Here is a 19,513-nt window from a genome sequence, read left to right as displayed (position 1 = left end):
CATAAAATCTTTAAAAAAGTTTTTATACACAAAGTTTCTTTGAGTTTATTAAAAGTTTGTAAACTTATAGTAATTTTTTATGAGTTTCAAGTGATAATAATTGCAGGAGCAGCCGCTTAGCTGCGGATTAAAAAAACACCTTTAGATTCACAATCAATTCACAATCACAATTATATATTATGAGTGAATATGTTTGCCCCTTATGTTCCTACCCTTTGCTGTCCCATGTCCGCCTCGGAAAACTTTACTGGTTGTGCAGACACTGCAATCAGGAAATGCCCTACGGTTTTAGCAACACTCTCAGCAAACATAGTTATGTAGAAGAGACATTAAAACGCTATAAACTGCTTTCGGAAAATACTCGCGATCTAATTTTATTTACTCAGCTTGATGGGAGAATTACTGAAGCGAATAATGCCGCTTTCAAGGCTTACGGTTATGAGCCTGAAGAATTGCTTTCTTTAAATATTCAGCATTTACAAGTTTCTGATAACTTGGATAGCTTTGCTGAGCAAATGGCAAAAGTAGACAAGGAAGCCATTACTTTTGAAACGGTTCACATCCGCAAAGACGGGAGCGTATTTCCCATCGAAATCACCGCCCAAAGCATAGAACTCGGCGAAGAAAAAATCATATTAAATATTATCCGCGACCTTACTGAGAGCAAACAAGTAGAAAAATTGCGAGAGCAACAGTGCGATCGAGATCGGCTAATTGGAGCGATGCAAGATCGAATTCGCCAGTCATTAAACCTGAAGGAAAATTTTAATAGCACAGTTACAGAATTGCGGGAATTTCTGCAAGCCGATAGAGTAATTATCCACCGTTTTTTTAAAGACGGGAACGGTTCAGCCGTTGCAGAGGCAGTAGGTTTGGGTTTCCCTTCCATGCTGGAATTTATTATTCACTATCCCTCTATTTTAGAAAAAAAATACCTTCAAAAGTATCAGCAAGGAGAATCTTTGGCCATTACCGATATCCGCCATGCCGGACTAGATCTGCGGCTGCTGCAATTACTAACATTTTTTAATATCAAAGCAAGGCTGGCAGTACCAATTTTGCAAAACAGTCCAGAGTCAGAATTTCCCATCTCCAATCAACTCTGGGGATTGTTAATTGTGCATCAATGTTCGACACCCCGACAGTGGCAACAATCAGAGATAGACTTGCTCAAAGGAATGGCAACTCAAATCGCGATCGCGATTCAGCAATCAGATCTAAATCAGCAGTTGCAAGTAGCGCAGGAAAAATTGCAGCAACTAACTTTATTAGATCCCGTTACCTTGGTTCCTAACCGTTCCCGCTTCGACGAATATTTTCTATCAGAGTGGCAGCGAGCAATACAGGAAAAAATACCTTTGTCTCTGATTATTTGGGAGATAGACTTTTTCAAAAAATATAATGACACCTACGGTTATCAAGCAGGCAATCGCACTCTGAAACAAATCGCCACTACAATTCGTTCTAATGTGAACCGTTTAGGTGCTTTAGTAGCTCGTTACAGCGACACAGAATTTGCAGCGATTTTACCAAATGCAGAGGCGGAAAATGCTGTACTAATTGTAGAAGAAATCCGCTTTCGGGTAAAAGCATTAGAAATCCCGCATACCAATTCTCAGATCGGTAAATACGTCACTCTCAGTTACGGAGTTGCTAGCACTATTCCTGACGCTAAATCCTCTGCTAATCAATTGATTGCGGATGCAGAACTAGCCCTTTCTCAGGCGAAAACAGCAAGGATATTGAGCTCGACCAGAAATCATAACCATGCTTTGATTCCCCAGATCCCTCTCCCTTCCCCAAATCCAGTTAGTAATCCTATACCAAGCCATCAAAAAACTAGGGGGAAAAATACAAACATAGAGTTATTAATGAGCTATGTTGCTTACTATGTCAGTCGTGGCAAAAGTGTTCTGAGTCCCATGAGCGGCCCGCTATTTTTTCGAGGATTAGTTTATGAATATTGGGGCTATCATAGTGACTTTAAGGATCTGTGGAAACAGCTACAACAGCGACGGGACTTTCGAGAGCTTTATGTGGAAGGAGATATTGATTGCTTTGGCAATTTTCTAGGAGGAAACTGTACAGTTATCCAGTGCGCCCGCTGCAATTTGCCTATTCCAGTATCGGAAGGAAGTGCCTACAATATTCCCAATTGTACTCTCTGTAATAACCCCTTAAATTCAGGGCAAATAGGGGCAGATACAAGGCAGTACAACTGGGAAAATAAATTAGAAAAAACCCGCGTAGTTGCCATTGGTACACCGCCGAACAACTCTAGAAATCTGAAAAGATTGTTTTCCGTTAATGGATTTGAAGTCACATTTTTATCTAATATAGAAGCAGTTCACTCTCAATTTTTGCCCAGTTTCGTAGACATGGTACTGATTTATGCAGAAGTTTCAGAAACACAGGGTAAAGCCTGGGCTGAAGAACTTCGCCATTACCCGCAACTTCAGGAAGTTCCAATTGTTGCCCTTAGTCCAAAAGTTAAGTTTAGCCTACCTTGGGTAGACCGGACTTTAGGAGTGGAAGATTATATTTTAGCTCCTTTAGGGGGGGAGCGCTTAGCTAATCATTTGCGGCGAGTTTGTGAGTCTCAGTCGCCCATTTCTGGAAGTGAGTTATACTGGTTTCCGTGCTAATTTGACATGATCAAAACCCTCAAGTTTCTGCCTTGGCTCTATTGTTTGTTAATAGGATTGAGTTTAACTATTGTTATGGGTTTGCCCGCCCTACCTTTGACGATCGCAGGAGTCGATTCTATCGGAGAAGCAACATTTTCGACTGGCTTAAAGTTTCAGAACACGGAATTAGGGGGACTTTCAGGCATTACTTATGATGCTAGTAAACAAGTTTATTATGCTATTTCTGATGACCGCAGTCAAAAGGCTGCTGCTCGATTTTACACTCTGAAAATTGATTTGAGTTCTGGTAAGCTGAAACCGGAGAGAGTGAAATTTGTAGGCGTGACTACACTGTTAGATGAAAATGGCAAACCTTTTGCTCCTTTGAGTCTTGATTCCGAGGGAATTGCTTTTAGTAGAGATAGTGTCTTTGTCTCTTCCGAGGGAGATACTGAGCGCAAAATTTCTCCTTTTATTAAGGCCTTTTCACTGACAGGTAAGCTATTAAAAACGCTACCAATCCCTGATAAATTTTTGCCCAATGCTAAGGGCGATGTCGGTGTCCGTAATAACTTGGCTTTGGAAAGTTTGGCGGTAACTCCCGATCGAAAATATCTGTTTACAGCTACAGAAAATGCTTTGGTTCAAGATGGCGATGTCCCTACGAGTCAAACAGGTACGCCTTGCCGGATTTTGCGCTATAATTTGGTTAGTAATCAGCCAGAAAAAGAGTTTGTATATATTACAGAACCCTTGGTTGGTGAGCCTAATCCGCCGGGAAGTTTTATTACTAATGGTTTAGTGGATTTAGTCGCGATCGCAGACGATCGCCTGCTGAGTTTAGAGCGAGCCTTTTCCCAAGCAAACGGCGTTACAATTAGGATATTTGACGTTTCTTTGGAAAAAGCGGACAATATTCAGGCGATCGACAGCCTCAAAAATCGCCTCTCCCAAGTCTCCCCTGCTCAGAAGAGGCTGCTGCTGGACTTAAAAGAACTCAATCTGAGGCTGGATAATCTGGAGGGTTTGACCTTGGGGCCCTTGCTGGCGGATGGGAGGCGATCGCTCCTCTTGGTGAGCGACAATAACTTCAACCCCCTGCAATTTACCCAGATTTTGGGGTTCGGAATAAATTTTCAGCAAACCCCTTGACAAGTTGTGGCTAGATAGGCATAATAGAAATTGTGCCTTAAAACTTTAAAACTTGGGACAGTAGTTCAATTGGTTAGAGCACCGCCCTGTCACGGCGGAAGTTGCGGGTTCGAGCCCCGTCTGTCCCGTTCAAACCAGCAGAGAGTATACCACCCCTCAATTAAGGGAGAATCTACAAAATTTGTAGAATTCTCCCATTAGTCTCCCAATGCGTAATATTTCACCTTGAAAAGATAAAGGTTGCGATCGCGCACTCATCCTCAAAACCACCGTTAGGAAGTCAATACCTACGGGCTGTTTTTATTGGTAAGACAGTTTAGCGGTAACAAATTAAAGCGATCGCATCAAATTTGAGCAACCCCTATTGAGAATGCAGCCGGTCAGCCCCCCAGCAAATACCCAAAACCCTGTCTGCGGCAGTACGGCTAACAAAGCAAGATTAGAGGGCCACATTTGCCACAGACAGAAAGAAATTGCTGTGAATATAGTTACCCAGATGATTTGTCTGGTAGTTATTTTTCCTGCCAGCACCCCCTCTTTCATTCCTTTCATGAAGAAGTACACCAGTTCCATTAGCAACACAAAATTCAGGAAGCTGACGATATTGGCGGTGTTTATTCCTTGAAGAAAAGCCATAGAATTCATAATTTTTATTAGATTTCGACAATTCTAGCAAGTTAAGCCGGAGAAGAGTAGAAGGACAGCTTTTCTGAGCCTCAGCGGGGGTGGCTACTCCGACTACGACGAAGATCCAGAGTGTTACTATTCCAAGTTTTGAGCGAGTCCAAATAGTTTTCAGCCCTCTGAGGCTCTTATGTCTGGGAGGCTGAATTTTAATGTGACACTAAACACTGATTGGACAACTCAAAACCTGAGACAATCTTGATACCCCTACCAAACATCTCAGGTTTATGGATACTTCCAACTGGCCAAAAGGCTTACCATATCCTACCTCATGGTTGCGTGGGGTCGCATTAAACGTCACCTTCTTCGGCATTATCCACCTGTTTTGGCGAAACATCGGAACCGCAAGCGACATAGAAAAATTAGCTACAGTTGCCTGGTTTTGTCAAATTCCGCTCATGGCTGGCTATCACTATGTAGCGGTGCGACTAGCCGAACAATTAGAGCGATCGCGCGCTGATTCCCCAAATACCTCCCCTACTGGATCTTGGCAACACTGGAAAGAAGGGCTAGCCGGATTTTTGGTGCTATTCCTAGCGGTAATAGTGACTAGCCCCGTTGCAGATGCGATCGCACCAATTTACTATTCAAGAAGTTACTACCGCTACTCTGTATATATAGAAGACAAAGCACTCCTCATCTATGGCATCTTAAGCACGATCGCTTCTGCCTATCTCTACTACTGGAAAATACCCAGCCGATTCAACTCTCTTATAGTATTCTGCTGGCCATTAATTAATACCTACCTCAAAACGCAACAGCTTCTTTACATCCCCCTAATTAGCTGCTTTCCTGTTGCAGCAATCAGCATAGTAGTCGCAGTATTAGCTAGCAAATTAAATTTATCAGAGGTATTCTTAGGTTTAGGAGTTTTCCTAGTAGTAATTATGTGGTTTTTTGCTACAGTCACAGCTTTTGCTGCCATCCACTACTACGGAGCACACTGGGCAAACTGGATAGCAAGCTGGTGGCCTGAAAGCTTTCCAGGATACAACAACCTTCAGCAAAAGAAAACCCAAAAACACAATGCCTCAGTTAGCAAAAGTTTTATTCATCACGAAACCAGTTGGAAATTAGCAGCCCACGATTTTACTGTAATAATTTATACCAATGTGCTATCAGGCATTGCCAGCATACCAATTTACATCGCGATCCTTAACGAGCTGTCGAGTGAAGCATCGCAGGGAAAACCGACTGAAACCTCAGAAGCTTTAAGTGGAACTTTGTACTTGGTTTGGACAACAATCGCCATGATTTTGTGGCATTTTTGGGGGCGCAAACAGGCAGCTAAAATTATGGCGGCAACCAAAGCTAAGGCTACAAAAGGCAAAGCTAAAACTACTAAAAAAGCTAAAAAAACCAAAGCTCAAACACCCGCTGACCCGATCGAAGTTGAACTTAACCAAATAAAGGGAGAACTGGGCGCGACTGTAATGCGACCAGTCAGAAAAACCGCAACCTCCCAGCAAGTTTTATGGGAAGTTTTTCGCAGTGGCCCCGTTGGCCCTTATACTAAAGAGCAGTTGCGATCGCAACAGAAAATCACGGCTAAAACCAACGTGCGCCGAGTCGGAGAAAATGATTGGACAAGAGCCGGCGAAATTCCAGAGCTAGCAGATTTTCTCTCATCCAAATCCTAACGCTTAATGAGTGTCATCAAGGCGCGATCGCTTGGGGACTGATACAGTTTTGGAAATTCTGGGGCGGATCTAAAACAGTAAAATGCTTAATCTGCCTAGACTATATCGAAACATAGGGTAAGCGATCGCACTCTTGAGGAGCAAACCACACTTATCGCTATTCCCCTCAAAACCGGGCTCAATCTATTACCCAATCCCTAGAGTTTTCCACAGAAGGCTTACTAGAGTTGGAGCATAAAAGTATTTTGCAACGAGTTGTGCAAAATTTTGCCACGATGCCTGGTGTGGTGGAAATTGCGATTGTCGATCCATCTGGAATAGGGATCGCTCGCAGTCCTCAGAATGGGACTAATCAGCCATATACTTTTATCTACCCACAACTTGCCCAAGCGATCGATCGGGCAGCAACTACAGGCGTTGAAGTCAGCCAGGATATCATTGTGGACAACAAGCCTGCGATCGCGCAAATTCTACCTTTTAGCAGTACCTTGTTTGGCGCATCCCAGCGACGGGGAGTAGCGATCGCGCTACTTCTTCAGAAGAATGTATTGCAACCATTACAGGACTTGAACGAAGCAGTTGCACCAAACCAAAGAAACCGGGTTTCGACTTTCGCTCAACCAGCAGTTTTTTTACGAAAATACTTCGTTCTTACCCACAGATTCTCTCAAAAACCCGGTTTCTGGGACTCCCTGCGTAAGTCATATTAGCATTACCCGATGGAGATTGTACCATAAATTTTGTTAACAGTTAACAGTTAACCGTTAACCATTAACAAAATTATTTAATCGCTATTTCAGGAACCTTTACTGAAGGAACAGAAGCTAAAAACTCAGCCACCTGCGCCTCAATTTGATCGCGCACAATCTGACGATACTCCAAGAAATGCTCAATCTGAGCGCATACCGCTAAATAGCTACTTACACCACCAGGATTATGATAAAACATACTCAACAAATTGCGCCAAAATTGCCAGCGAGTGCTGCGTACAACACCCTGTCGCCAGCAAATTGTTAGTAAAGCTCGAATAGTCACCCAATTAACTTTCTTACCCGCACCTTTACCTTTTTTAGGATAAGTTGCCTCCCCCAAAATGCGATAATGACGATAAGTCCGATCTAAAAATCTAGATGGTTCATACAATTCCCAAAAAGCCTCAATATACTCATGGGCAATATCTTCAAGGGGTCGCGTCGGCACAAAATTCATTAAAGTAGTCTGATTAATATTAGCCCCTTCCTTCCGTAGCCGTCCTTCCTTCACTAACCGATGCCAGAGTGCTGTATCAGGCAAGGCTTGCAGCATACTAAACAACGCCGTTGGAATTGATGTTTGCTCCACAAACTTGACAATTCGCGCACCTGCACCCGCCTTTTCACCATCAAATCCGATGATAAATCCTGCCATTACTCTCAACCCTGTCCGAGTAATTTTATTCACCGCTTCACTCAGGGAATCTCGTGTATTTTGGTACTTCTGAGTCAGAGTCAAACTCTCTTCATCGGGAGTTTCAATTCCTAAAAATACTGCCCCAAAATTACAGGCTACCATCGCATCCATCAGTTCTTGATCGTTAGCCAAATCCACCGAAGCTTCCGTCGCAAAGGAAAATGGATATTGATGTGCTACCATCCAAGGTTGCAGCTCTTTCAGAAATAACTTAACATTGCGTTTATTGCCGATGAAATTGTCATCCACCATGAAAATACTACGCCGCCAACCTAACTCATAAAGGCGATTCAATTCTGCTAAAATTTGCTCAGGCGTTTTAGTCCGAGGTTTACGACCATAGAGTACAATAATGTCACAAAACTCGCACTGGAAAGGACAACCCCGTGAGAATTGAACCGACATCTCCGCGTAGGCATCAAATTCTAGTAACTCGAACCGGGGAATAGGAGTAGTAGTAACATCTGGTCTTTCACCACCAGCACGGAAAATACCAGAAGTAACTCCCTGAGCGATCGCATTCACAAATAATGGTAAAGTGATTTCGCCTTCATCTAAAATTAAATAATCTGCACCCGCGCCTGTGGCTTCATCAGGTAAAGCTGTCGGATAAGGGCCACCCACAGCAACCCGCTTATTCCTGCGTTTTGCTTCCTGAATCTGATTGAGTAAATCCTCTTTTTGGACAATCATCGCCGAGAGAATTACCAAATCAGTCCACTCCCATTCTGCCTCTGTCACCTCGCGCACGTTACGATCGACTAACTTAAATTGCCATTCCTGTGGTAAAATTGCCGCCACTGTTACTAAACCGAGGGGTGGTAACATTGCCTTTCGATTTAGCAAAGCTAGGGTTTTCTCAAATGACCAGAAACTTTTAGGGAAGAGGGGATACAGAAGTAAAACATTCATTCAAGATTACCTAAGAAGGAAGAAGGAAGAAGGAAGAAGGAAGAAGGCATTGATATTTAGTAGGACTTACAAATGCTTTATGTAACGCCGCCATCTTGACGGTAAATAAACCGCCAAGATAGGGGCGTTACGATAGTTTTACCTAAGTCCTGAATTAACAGTTAACAGTTAACAGTTAACTAAAAAGTGTAATTACTGGAATTAAAATTACTAGCAGTGATATTTTTCAACTTCACCAGTACCGTAAAATCATTCGCAGTATTAGCACCATCCGAGTCAATTTGCAATTCTGCATCAGAACCAACTTGAACCAACCGCAGAAACTTATCATCAATAGGATTAGAACCCGTATAGCTGAGTTTATTAAATACCGACTGTAAATTCAACACATCCCCACCATCGCCAGCCGCAAAATCGAGGATTGTATCGCCATTATCACTTAAATCGGAGAAAATAAAAACATCCCTGCCTTCTCCGCCCTGCAACTGATCGTTACCAGCACCCCCAATCAAAGTATCATTACCAGAATCCCCATTAAGCGTATCCGCTCCAAGCCCCCCATAAATCGTATCATCACCTTCACGGCCGCAGAGTTCATCATCGCCGGCCTCACCACTGAGGTAATCATCCCCCAAATCACCGCAGACAAAATCGTTACCCTCCCCGGCAAAAACAAAATCATTATCCTTCCCTGCGAACACGCTATCCTCACCTTCCCAGCCAGAAATCGTATCACCTCCTTGATTACCGTACAAACTATCATTACCATCGTTGCCGTAAATCAAGTCATCCCCTTCATTACCATAAACACTGTCATTACCACTGTTGCCGTAAAGGGTATCATTCTCCGTCCCTCCAAACAGAGTATCGCCGTCTACTCCGCCATCCAGAATATCAGCGCCTTCCCCGCCCCAAACTAAATCCCTGTCGCCACCCGCAAGCAGAGTATCTCTGTCTTTACCACCAAACAGACTATCATTGCCACTGGTGGCATCCAAAATATCATCGCCTTGATAGCCTAATAGCGAATCGTCACCGCCTGCACCGATCAAAATGTCATTTCCGTCATTTCCAGCTAGAGTATCGCCAATGCTCGTGCCAAAGGTAGCATTATCTGTCGGGTAGTTAAAAATGAAACTGGAACCGCCGTCAAAGGTGAGAGGTGTGAGGATCGGATTGTCTGGGCGGGTGTTATTACTAACATTGGGAGTGTTATTTATAGGTATAGGTGTAGGTGAGGCACTAGGAATTGGTGCTGGACTTTCAGAGGGTAAAACTGGAATTGCTGCTGTAATATCGTCAATTACCGTCACCTTAGTTCTGCCATCCGTGTAACCTGTTGCCGCAGCGGTTAAATCTACTGTTTTCCAAGTAGTATCAGTAATCTGATCGTTGACAGCATTAAGGTTAAAATCTACGGCAGATTGACCAGTACCGATAGTCAATTGTGTTGTACCCAATCCGTTAAAATTAGCTTCTAAGGGGTCGCTGACAGTAAGAGTTACATTAACGGAATTGTCTGTTTCTCCTGTTCGAGTAACTCTTCCCCTCAATGTACCTGGGGGTACGATATCTGGAAAGGCCGAGGGAGAAATAGTTAAAGTGATGTTAGTACCAAAACTGAAGCGACTTAAAACGGGTTCTCTTAATAGGAAATTATCAATTTCTGGCTCGGTAAACTCGGCGTTAGCGTGAACGATATCGATTTCTGGAGCAGTTTTATCCCGCAGATTTTGGCTGATTAAAATTTGGTCGAGAGGTTGAGAGTTGCCATCAATAATTGCGGTGTAACGAGCGGCAGGCAAGTTGATATTTTGAACTAAATTGGTAAGAACCGCAGTTCCTTCTCCTTCTGGTTGACCTTTTAAAACATTTAAAGCTTCGGAGGTTGGGAAGTCGTTAAAACTGCCTAAAACAATGATATTAGCATTGGCATCTTTGGCAAGGATGCTATCTACAAAATTATTGACAGTTGCGGCTTGCTCAATTCGTTTGGCTCCTGAAAGCCTTGCTGGTGGCTGATTAGGGCTAAATAATGGCTCGTCTTCTGCTTGGGAAATAAAATCATTATTAACTAAGAAAATTTTCTGGCTGTTGAACTCAAATAGTCCGGCAAGAGATTTAGACTGATTGTTAAAAGCGCTGTTTGTGGGGTCAATGCGGCCGGGATTGAGGGAAACAGTGGTGCCGCTATTAACTTCAATAGCATTGTCGGCACTGCCTGCGGTACCTGCGACAAAGGTAACGCGGTTGGGATTGAAGAGGAAAGCGGAACGGTTGTTGAGAGGGCCGCCGTCTTGGTTGTTATTGGGGTTAATTTGCTGATATTCGTAAGTACCACCTCCTGCTGCTGCGATCGCATCAATCAAAGCCTGATAAGTCTCTTTAGCATCTACTATGCCATCATCTTGTTGGCCGCTATTGTCGGATACATCCTGAAGGGCAATAATATCAGGTGCTTGGAGGTTATTAGCGATGATAGTGGCGAGGCGGCTAACTAGCTTCTCGGAACTGGGGTCAAGATTGCTGGCGTTGAATGTAGCTACCGTTAACTGGCTATCGCTGCCTTTGAGGGCCGTTGTTTCGCGTGTAATGGGACTGGGTTGTAGGGGTTTTTCTGGAGGATTTAAGTCGGAAGTATTTAGCAGTTCGTAGTTGCGATCGCGATAGTCGATTATCCCTGTTATACTTCCCAATTGCGCCGCTACATTAACATCAGGATTGCTTAAAGAGGTATTAGTACCCTTAAATAGCGTATTGTCTACCTCAATCCGTTCTGGATTATAGTCAACATTAGTGCCAGAACTAACAATAGAAATACCCCCGCGCGGACTACGGCCAGTAGCGTTGGCCCCGTTATCCCCCAATATCCAAATTTCGCCCTCGCTGTTGCTGGGACTAACTGCTACGGCATTATTGACCTGTACCAGCATCCCTTCCAGGCTTTCGTAGAAGTCCATCCCTTCGCTGTTAGGGTTGAACAATTCGGTACTGGTTTCGATGTTACCAACAGCGCTTTTAATGGTTGTCGTTGGCGGAATCCGGCCGCCATTGCCGATGATTGTAGGGGCAGGTAAGGGGTTGCCTGTTGATACTGTGGTATAAGACGGACTGACAATCTGGGTGACAGTGAGATTTTGGGGGTCGTTATTGGGTCGGATTTCCTTGACAGTACCCGTAACGATCGCTGAATCGCCTGGTTTTAGGCTAGGAGTGGAACCCGTGAAGATAAAAATACCGTCGGATGTGGCGGTGTCTCCGTCCCCAGAGGCATCTTGCAGATAAAATCCGCCATTTTCCTCACCCGTTACTGTAGCTGTATTTGGCGCTACAGCCGTAACAATCCCCGGAACTGTTGATAAAAGCTGGTTTTCCAAGGGGGAACGATGGGCTTTCCCTTGAATGTCGTAAATCCGTTGGGGTTCCCGTGCTAACGTGGTGTGGGTTCCCAGGTTACTGACGTTGGTGGCCGAGTATGCGTCCCATTGCAGGCTAGGGTCAAAGGTTTGTTGGGGGTTGGTAGAACCTGCGATAACGCTGGCTTTACGCCGCAAATTGCTATCCTGAGTGCTAATGTTCCCGCTAGTCCAAGCTGTACCGGGATCGAAACCGACTTGACCGATCGCATCAATTACATTACTAGCTTTTCGCAGTACGATCGCGTCGTTGCCATTAAAGGATAGTTGAGTATTGGTTTGATTGCCTTTGTCTAAAATGATGGTATCAGCACCCAAGTCTGTCACAACAAAGGTTTTACCTGCTGCGATCGTGCCACTGAGGTTGATTGTTGTTGTAGGAGAAGTGCTACCATCTGCATAGATTTCTATAGCGTAGCCAGCCGATGATAGGTCAACTGTAGACTCAGTGCTGTTGTATATTTCTAGCGCTTGGTTGCTGTTGCTACCTTCGATATACTCTGAAAAAAATAAATCTGCCATTGATGCCCCTTTAGTATCTTTGTATTTGTGTTTATTGAGATGGGAAAAGGGCTGATTCCTGTTTGGAATCTCGATCTCCAATTGATGAATTGGTAAAGCCGCCCTGATTAAGTAAGAAGATGTAAAACTTTAGGTTATGGTTCTAAAGAATAAGAAAAGTCTCAATTTGTCAAGTAAATACAAAGTTTGTAGACTTTTCTGTACTACAGATTACCCAAAGATTGACCTTTTGTTAACAGAGGAAAAATAATTTGTACCTTAATTAAAATCTCTACTCTCAGAAATTAAATAAATACTCAATATTGCACTTGACAAATTTCAGTAGAGCTGATAATGGGAAATAAGATTGGTAGGCCGCAGACAACAGTGATTCTGGCAATGAGTGCTGATGGTAAAATTGCCGATAAGATGCGATCGCCTGCAAGGTTCGGTTCCCCCCAAGACAAAGCTCATTTAGAAAAACAAATCGCGATCGCAGATGGGGTATTATTTGGCAGCAACACTCTCCGCGCCTACGGGACAACCATGAGAGTATCTGTGCCAGAGTTGTTGAAAATGAGGGCAGAACAAGGAAAAGAGTTACAACCGATACAGATAGTTTGTTCGCGATCGCGCCATTTTGACCCTAATTTGCAATTTTTTCAGCAACCCGTACCCCGCTGGCTATTAACAGCGGCAATAAATGATGAGAATCAAGAATTAATGCCCAACTTCGATCGAATTTTAGTTGCATCAATGCCTAATGGAAATATTGACTGGGTTGCAGCTTTTCAACAGTTAGCTAATCTCGGTTTGCAGCGTTTGGCAATCTTGGGAGGTGGGAACTTAGTAGCTTCTTTACTTACTGATAATTTAATTGATGAATTTTGGTTGACGATTTGCCCGCTAATTTTAGGTGGTGCGGATGCGCCGACACCAGTTGAAGGAGAGGGGTTTTTAGCAAATTTAGCACCAAAACTGCAACTTTTAGAAGTTCAGCAGGTTGACCAAGAAGTATTTCTACATTATCGGCTAATGGCTAATGGCTAATTGCTAATTGCTAATTGCTAATTGCTAATTGCTAATTGCTAATTGCTAATTGCTAATTGCTAATTATCCATCCTCCCCATCTCCCCCATCCTCCCCATCCTCCCCATCTCCCCCATCCTCCCCATCTCCCCCTCTTCCCCCTCTTCCCCTAGCCCCTAGCCCCTAGCCCCTTATTAAAGATATGGTAGAACAGCTTAAACCTCAATATTCTGTTACCTGGATCGGTAAAATTTCTGATGTACCTCAATCAGAATGGGATGCCTTAGCAATGCCACTAAAAACGCCATTTCTAGAATGGGAGTGGCTGAATAATTTAGAAACTTCTGGCAGTGTGACAGCGAAAACGGGTTGGTTGCCCTATCATTTAACAGTGTGGCGTGAAAGCCCTAAAGACAGGCCTCGCCAACGCCAATTAATCGCCGCTGCACCCCTTTATGTCAAAAGTCATAGTTATGGGGAATTTGTTTTCGATCATCAGTGGGCCGAGTTAGCTGCCCGTATCGGTGTAGAATATTATCCGAAGTTGATGGGAATGACACCGTTTACGCCTGCTGAGGGTTATCGGTTTTTGATTGCTCCTGGGGAAGATGAGGATCTATTGACGCGGTTGATGATCGATACGATCGACCATTTTTGCGATCGCAACGGCATTTCAGGCTGCAATTTTCTTTATGTTGACCCGGAATGGCGACAAGTTATGGAAAGGAACGGTTTTAGCAGTTGGCTGCATCATAGCTACATCTGGCAAAACCAAGGATATCAAACTTTTGATGATTATTTAGGCGCTTTCAATGCTAACCAACGCCGTAATATTAAGCGGGAACGCAAGGCTGTAGAAAAGGCGGGTTTGCGAATCCAAAGTCTGACAGGGGATGAAATTCCTCAAGCTTTGTTTGCGCGAATGTACTCTTTTTACGAGAATACTTGTGATAAGTTTGGCTGGTGGGGAAGTAAGTATTTAACTAAGCGATTTTTTGAGCAATTGCACCATAACTATCGCGATCGCGTGTTATTTGTGGCCGCCTATGACGAACAGGACGATCGCTTACCAGCGGGAATGTCTTTTTGCATTTTTAAAGGCGATCGGCTTTACGGGCGTTATTGGGGAAGCGTGCAGGATATAGAATGTTTGCACTTTGATGCTTGCTATTATACGCCGATTGAGTGGGCGATCGCTCATGATATTCAAATTTTTGACCCTGGTGCCGGTGGCCGCCACAAAAAACGGCGTGGCTTTCCAGCTACACCTAATTATAGTTTGCATCGGTTTTATAACCCTCGCCTCTCCCAAATTCTCCAGTCTTACATTTGTCAAATTAATGAAAGGGAACAGGAGGAAATTGAACTGGTAAATGAAGATTTGCCTTTTAGTAAAGGCAATGACTAACTTTTTTCTACCAGTAAGGCGGGGTTTTCCCATCATTAATAGGAGAAATAGGAGAGTTCCGCAATTGAGGACTTGAAACCGTTTCGCTGCTCTTAGCCCCACACAGATTGCTCAAATCAACTATCTTACCATCCGAATTCTGATAAAAACACAACGGTTGCTCGTTAGATTGAGTATTGGGTGAAGTATCTGTAGCGGGGGTGGAAAACTGGTCAGAAGACTGTCTTAGTATTGGGGATACTGGAACTTTTGTCTCGGTGTTTTGTTCTGACGGTTTTGCATGAGCTACCTCAGTCATTACCATTCCTGATACCAGCAGAAATGCAACTAAGAGGAGGAGATTGGAGTCTTTCATCTTATCCTTCAACTATCTTGCTTCTCAGACTATTGACAAATGTCAACACTTCGAGTTTCTCTGTTTGATTAACCCTGTTATCATCAAGAGATTGGGATATACCATTAGCAAAGGCATTAAATTCATCGTTCGTGAGACCTATGCCACTATGGGAAAGGTTCATAGTCCGTCCTGTATAAACACAAGGCCCGCCTGCTGCTTGGCAGAATTGATCGACTAACAACTGACGGAGCCTCAGTTTTGAGTTTGTGCTCAAACCAATAAAATATTTACCAATTAGCGGATCGTTGAATATGTAATTTGCTGCACGATCGATAACGCTGGCGATCGCGTTGTAGCCTCCTAGCCTATTGTAGAGAGAAATGCCTCCAGGAACTTGTGCAATGCGCTCATCTGTATTTACTTTCTCTGCCGATTGTTGTAGTGACATCACTGGCGTAGAACGAGCGAAACTAGGGCTGAGTTTGAAAGTATTTACAGTTATGACTGTGATACAGACTAACGTCAATAACACTGCCAAAGATTTACGGAGTTTCATTAGATATCCCCTAATTGTGATTGGAAGTTGAATCGTCAGCACTCGGTCATTTACTGATACATAGGCTTAAGAAGCCGGAACACGAGGTTTAAGCTAAACTAAACTTAGTCTTTGACTACGTGCGATGATGGAGAGAGAGCATTTGCTACATCATTGAGTAACTTTACCATCAAATTATCTTAGGGTAGATATCTTAATATCTCTTAAATAAATCAGGAGATGCTTATTGATTGGCCCTAGACACTTAATATTTCTGCTCAAGGCCTGGCGATCGCTTCGCCTTGCTTGCAATGATAGAAAATTGCACCGATCGCCTAAATTTTGATAAATTAGTTGACAAAGCACTAAACTTGTGCCAAGATTAAAAATTGTCAGTGATGCGGAACTGGCGGAATTGGTAGACGCGCATGATTCAGGTTCATGTGGTGCAAGCCTTCCGGGTTCAAGTCCCGGGTTCCGCATTTGACAAATTTTACTTGAGATTTTGGGTTGTCAATTCAATCCAAAATCAATTTTTTTTATGATTACCAGCGTTCAAAATCCTTTAGTAAAGGAAATACGCAAGCTTCACGCCTCGAAAGGGCGGCGGGAACAGGGTTTTTTTCTGTTGGAAGGGACGCATTTGCTAGAGGAAGCTTGCGCTCAGAAGCACCCTCTGGCAACGGTTTGCTATACTTCAGAATGGCAGGAAAGGCATCCCCAACTTTGGAAAAAAGTTTGTTTGCAAGCGCGGCGAGTAGAGTTGGTGAGCGATCGCGTTTTGGAAGCAATAGCAACTACAGTACAACCAGATGGTGCGATCGCTACAGCGCCTCGGAGTGAAATGCAGTCAGTAGCGACAGCCAGCTTGGGGTTAGCTTTAGAGACAGTACAAGATCCCGGTAATTTGGGGACAATTATTCGCACTGCTGCTGCGGCTGGGGCTGATGGTTTGTGGTTGAGTGGAGATAGTGTAGATTTAGACCATCCGAAGGTGTTGCGATCGTCAGCGGGGGCGTGGTTTCGACTACCAATGGCAGTTACTTATGATTTAAAAGCAGAAATCTCGCGCTGTCAACATCAGGGTATGCAGATTTTAGGAACTTTACCCGATGCAAGTTTGACTTATTGGGAAGTAGATTTGCGAGTACCAACTTTGATTGTATTGGGAAATGAAGGCGCGGGTTTATCGGAAGATTTGACAAATTTAGCCAGTCTGCAAGTCAGAATACCTCTGAGTCAGGGTGTGGAATCTCTAAATGTTGCGATCGCGGCTGCTTTAATATTATATGAAGCGCAACGCCAGAGAAGATGAGATGGGGAGGATGGGGGAGATGGGGAGGATGGGGAGGATGGGGGAGATGGGGGAGATGAGGAGGATGGGGAGATGGGGGAGATGGGGAGATGGGAGGATGGGAGGATGGGGAGATGGGAGGTAAGAAAAATTATTTAATAATCCAATTATTTGAGTTATTAATCATATTGACCAAACCACTGAGAACTTGATTGTAAGTAGCGTAAAGTTCTCTGGCTGATTCTAATTCTAAATATTGACATTTGACAGCAAATTTGATCCAGGTTTGGGTTTCAGCCGCTTCAGCTTCACAATCATTTAATTTAGATATAAAAGCTGCTTTATAGCGACGCTTGCGCCAAGCTTCAGCTAAATTAGCACAAATAGAACGAGACGATCTCCGAATTTGGTCAGTTAGAGAATATCGTTCTTCTACTGGAAACTTTTTCGATAAATCAAAGATTTTCATAGCAGCATCAAAGGCCATTTGATAAACAGCTAAATCTTCATGGCTTTTAATTAATTCTTTGTTCACTTTCGATCCCCATCATTTCCTCATCTTCCCCATCTCCCCATCCTCCCCATCTCCCCCATCCTCCCTATCTCCCCCCTTCTCCTCTCGACTCTGCATAAATTGCTCAATATCGGCGATCGCTTCTTCAAGCTCAGCAAAACTAAACTGAGCTTTAGGTTTTTTCCGTTTAGCTGCGGGACTGTTTGCAGAGGTCGAATTCGATTTAGCAGCTTGACTGGCCTCCTGGGCCCGCGCCAATTCGTTCATTTGGTCAAGAGACTCAAAAAAGGCTCTGGCTGAGGCCCGGCGTAAATCTTGCCGATCTGGTTCCATGAGGAGTGGCTCCTTAGACTTTTGACATTGTACTCAAACTATATGCACCCTTGCCGATAGTAGACTTTAAAACTTTAAACTCCAACTGGACTTGCAACTCAAGACTTATAAGGCGTGGGCCACAATCATTGGGATTTAATCATCACAGCTTACTTGTCAAGGTTGTCTAATTAACCTAGTCTAGTCGAGAATGAGGGTTAAGAAATGGCACTAGGAGAGTAAGGTGAGTCAGGGATTTGATTACGATTTAGTGATAATTGGTGCTGGCGTGGGAGGACACGGGGCTGCCATACACGCTGTTAACTGCGGTTTGAAGACTGCAATTATCGAAGCGGCGGAGATGGGCGGTACTTGCGTTAACAGGGGTTGTATTCCCTCTAAGGCGTTGCTGGCGGCGGCGGGAAGGGTGCGGGATTTGCGAAATGCTCACCATTTGAAGACTTTAGGGATTCAATTGGGAAGTGTGGATTTCGATCGCGGTGCGATCGCCAGTCATGCTGGCAATATTGTCAATAAACTGCGCGGTGATTTGACGAATAGCCTCAAACGCTTGGGTGTGGATACGATCCAAGGTTGGGGTAAGGTTACGGGGCCGCAAAAAGTGACTGTGGAAACTAGCGGCGGTGAGAAGGTAATTACTGCTAAGGATATAATTCTCGCGCCAGGTTCGATTCCTTTTGTCCCTCGTGGAATTGAACTTGATGGGAAGACGGTTTTTACTAGCGATGATGCGGTGAGACTGGAATCTTTACCTCAGTGGGTGGCAATTATTGGTAGTGGTTATATCGGTTTGGAGTTTTCGGATATTTACACTGCTTTGGGTTGTGAAGTGACGATGATTGAGGCATTAGATCAGTTGATGCCGACTTTTGACCCAGATATTGCTAAGTTAGCTGAACGGGTGTTGATTACACCGCGAGATATTGAGACTAAGGTGGGACTTTTGGCGATGAAGGTGACTCCTGGTTCGCCTGTGGTGGTGGAACTTGCTGATGCCAAAACTAAGGAAATTGTGGAAGTTTTGGAGGTGGATGCTTGTTTGGTGGCTACGGGGAGAGTTCCTGTTAGTAGTAATTTAGGGTTGGAGTCGGTAGGGGTGGAAACTGTGCGCGGTTTTATCCCTGTAAATGACAAGATGGCGGTGTTGGCGGGTGGGGAACCCGTGCCGAATTTGTGGGCGATCGGGGATGTGAATGGCAAGATGATGTTAGCTCATGCTGCGTCGGCGATGGGGATTGCGGCGGTGGAGAATATTTGCGGGCGCGATCGCGAGGTGGATTACCGCAGTATACCAGCGGCGGCTTTTACTCACCCAGAAATTAGCTATGTGGGGATGACAGAACCAGCGGCTAAGGAGTTAGGAAAGGCTGAAGGGTTTGAGGTAGCTACTGTCAAGAGTTATTTTAAGGGAAATTCTAAGGCGATCGCTGAGGGTGAAACTGATGGGGTAGCTAAGGTAATTTTCCGTAAGGATACGGGGGAATTGTTGGGGGTTCACATTTTTGGACTCCACGCGGCGGATTTAATTCAAGAGGCGGCGAATGCGATCGCGCAGCGGGATTCTGTTCGCAATTTAGCTTTTGCCGTACACACTCATCCGACTCTTTCTGAGGTTTTGGATGAGGCCTATAAGCGGGCTGTTGGTAGTCATTAATCTAGCTTTTCTGGGCGGTAATAGGGGC

General features: G+C 44.2%; 15 protein-coding genes and 2 tRNA genes. 10 read left to right on the top strand and 7 right to left on the bottom strand.

What is annotated here, in order from left to right; translation table 11 throughout:
* Positions 1–179: 179 nt before the first annotated feature.
* The 3 genes from OSCIL6407_RS0112535 to OSCIL6407_RS0112525 all read left to right on the top strand — a co-directional run bounded on the left by OSCIL6407_RS0112535 (position 180) and on the right by OSCIL6407_RS0112525 (position 3,907).
* Positions 180–2,645 carry a diguanylate cyclase domain-containing protein gene (locus OSCIL6407_RS0112535; RefSeq protein WP_234708697.1) on the top strand — a complete coding sequence of 822 codons (2,466 nt, stop codon included), beginning with the start codon at positions 180–182 and terminating at the stop codon, positions 2,643–2,645.
* 6 nt (positions 2,646–2,651) lie between these two features.
* On the top strand, positions 2,652–3,779 hold the full coding sequence (locus OSCIL6407_RS0112530) for an esterase-like activity of phytase family protein (RefSeq protein ID WP_019487287.1): 1,128 nt from the start codon (positions 2,652–2,654) through the stop codon (positions 3,777–3,779).
* 54 nt (positions 3,780–3,833) lie between these two features.
* Positions 3,834–3,907 (top strand) — tRNA-Asp (locus OSCIL6407_RS0112525).
* A 202-nt stretch (positions 3,908–4,109) separates the two neighbouring features.
* Here the strand turns inward: OSCIL6407_RS0112525 and OSCIL6407_RS0112520 are convergent.
* On the bottom strand, positions 4,110–4,424 hold the full coding sequence (locus OSCIL6407_RS0112520) for a hypothetical protein (RefSeq protein ID WP_019487286.1): 315 nt from the start codon (positions 4,422–4,424) through the stop codon (positions 4,110–4,112).
* Between the two features lie 266 nt (positions 4,425–4,690).
* On the opposite strand from OSCIL6407_RS0112520, the gene OSCIL6407_RS0112515 reads away from it, so the two are divergent.
* Both OSCIL6407_RS0112515 and OSCIL6407_RS0112510 read left to right on the top strand, forming a co-directional pair.
* Positions 4,691–6,103: a DUF4339 domain-containing protein gene (locus OSCIL6407_RS0112515; RefSeq protein ID WP_007353357.1), complete on the top strand. Its 1,413-nt coding sequence runs from the start codon at positions 4,691–4,693 to the stop codon at positions 6,101–6,103.
* 245 nt (positions 6,104–6,348) lie between these two features.
* Positions 6,349–6,813 (top strand): hypothetical protein, encoded by a 465-nt coding sequence (locus OSCIL6407_RS0112510; RefSeq protein WP_193387010.1) that lies wholly within the window; start codon positions 6,349–6,351, stop codon positions 6,811–6,813.
* A 70-nt stretch (positions 6,814–6,883) separates the two neighbouring features.
* On the opposite strand, the gene OSCIL6407_RS0112505 is transcribed toward OSCIL6407_RS0112510, so the two are convergent.
* Together OSCIL6407_RS0112505 and OSCIL6407_RS0112500 are read right to left on the bottom strand one after the other, a co-directional pair.
* The gene (locus OSCIL6407_RS0112505) at positions 6,884–8,464 is read right to left on the bottom strand and encodes a B12-binding domain-containing radical SAM protein (RefSeq protein WP_019487284.1); all 1,581 of its coding nucleotides are present in this window, start codon (positions 8,462–8,464) and stop codon (positions 6,884–6,886) included.
* A 179-nt stretch (positions 8,465–8,643) separates the two neighbouring features.
* Positions 8,644–12,402 (bottom strand): lamin tail domain-containing protein, encoded by a 3,759-nt coding sequence (locus OSCIL6407_RS0112500; protein ID WP_007353354.1) that lies wholly within the window; start codon positions 12,400–12,402, stop codon positions 8,644–8,646.
* 333 nt (positions 12,403–12,735) lie between these two features.
* Between OSCIL6407_RS0112500 and OSCIL6407_RS0112495 the strand changes: the two genes are divergently transcribed.
* Both OSCIL6407_RS0112495 and OSCIL6407_RS0112490 read left to right on the top strand, forming a co-directional pair.
* Positions 12,736–13,431 (top strand): RibD family protein, encoded by a 696-nt coding sequence (locus OSCIL6407_RS0112495; protein ID WP_019487283.1) that lies wholly within the window; start codon positions 12,736–12,738, stop codon positions 13,429–13,431.
* Positions 13,432–13,612: 181 nt separating this feature from the next.
* On the top strand, positions 13,613–14,818 hold the full coding sequence (locus OSCIL6407_RS0112490; RefSeq protein ID WP_007358108.1) for a GNAT family N-acetyltransferase: 1,206 nt from the start codon (positions 13,613–13,615) through the stop codon (positions 14,816–14,818).
* 7 nt (positions 14,819–14,825) lie between these two features.
* Here the strand turns inward: OSCIL6407_RS0112490 and OSCIL6407_RS0112485 are convergent, their stop codons facing one another.
* A complete protein-coding gene (locus OSCIL6407_RS0112485; RefSeq protein WP_007358107.1) occupies positions 14,826–15,173 on the bottom strand; it encodes a hypothetical protein in 348 nt (115 codons plus the stop codon).
* 1 nt (position 15,174) lies between these two features.
* Complete coding sequence (locus tag OSCIL6407_RS0112480) at positions 15,175–15,711, bottom strand: group I truncated hemoglobin (protein WP_007358106.1); 537 nt, start codon at positions 15,709–15,711, stop codon at positions 15,175–15,177.
* A 379-nt stretch (positions 15,712–16,090) separates the two neighbouring features.
* Between OSCIL6407_RS0112480 and OSCIL6407_RS0112475 the strand changes: the two genes are divergently transcribed.
* Both OSCIL6407_RS0112475 and OSCIL6407_RS0112470 read left to right on the top strand, forming a co-directional pair.
* Positions 16,091–16,172, top strand: a tRNA-Leu gene (locus OSCIL6407_RS0112475).
* 59 nt (positions 16,173–16,231) lie between these two features.
* On the top strand, positions 16,232–17,005 hold the full coding sequence (locus OSCIL6407_RS0112470) for a TrmH family RNA methyltransferase (RefSeq protein WP_019487282.1): 774 nt from the start codon (positions 16,232–16,234) through the stop codon (positions 17,003–17,005).
* A gap of 130 nt (positions 17,006–17,135) precedes the next feature.
* On the opposite strand, the gene OSCIL6407_RS0112460 is transcribed toward OSCIL6407_RS0112470, so the two are convergent.
* Together OSCIL6407_RS0112460 and OSCIL6407_RS0112455 are read right to left on the bottom strand one after the other, a co-directional pair.
* Entirely contained in the window at positions 17,136–17,519 is a 384-nt protein-coding gene (locus tag OSCIL6407_RS0112460) for a four helix bundle protein (protein ID WP_007354884.1), read from the bottom strand.
* 12 nt (positions 17,520–17,531) lie between these two features.
* Positions 17,532–17,831, bottom strand: coding sequence for a hypothetical protein (locus OSCIL6407_RS0112455; RefSeq protein ID WP_007354885.1), 300 nt, complete (start codon positions 17,829–17,831; stop codon positions 17,532–17,534).
* Between the two features lie 223 nt (positions 17,832–18,054).
* Here OSCIL6407_RS0112455 and lpdA point away from each other — a divergent pair, with 223 nt between their 5' ends.
* Positions 18,055–19,485: a dihydrolipoyl dehydrogenase gene (lpdA, locus tag OSCIL6407_RS0112450; protein WP_007354886.1), complete on the top strand. Its 1,431-nt coding sequence runs from the start codon at positions 18,055–18,057 to the stop codon at positions 19,483–19,485.
* Positions 19,486–19,513 lie beyond the last annotated feature (28 nt).

The sequence above is a fragment of the Kamptonema formosum PCC 6407 genome (assembly GCF_000332155.1).
GTDB lineage: Bacteria > Cyanobacteriota > Cyanobacteriia > Cyanobacteriales > Microcoleaceae > Kamptonema > Kamptonema formosum.
Note: the sequence above shows the minus strand (reverse complement) of the source record. Positions and strands in the feature narration are given on the sequence as shown.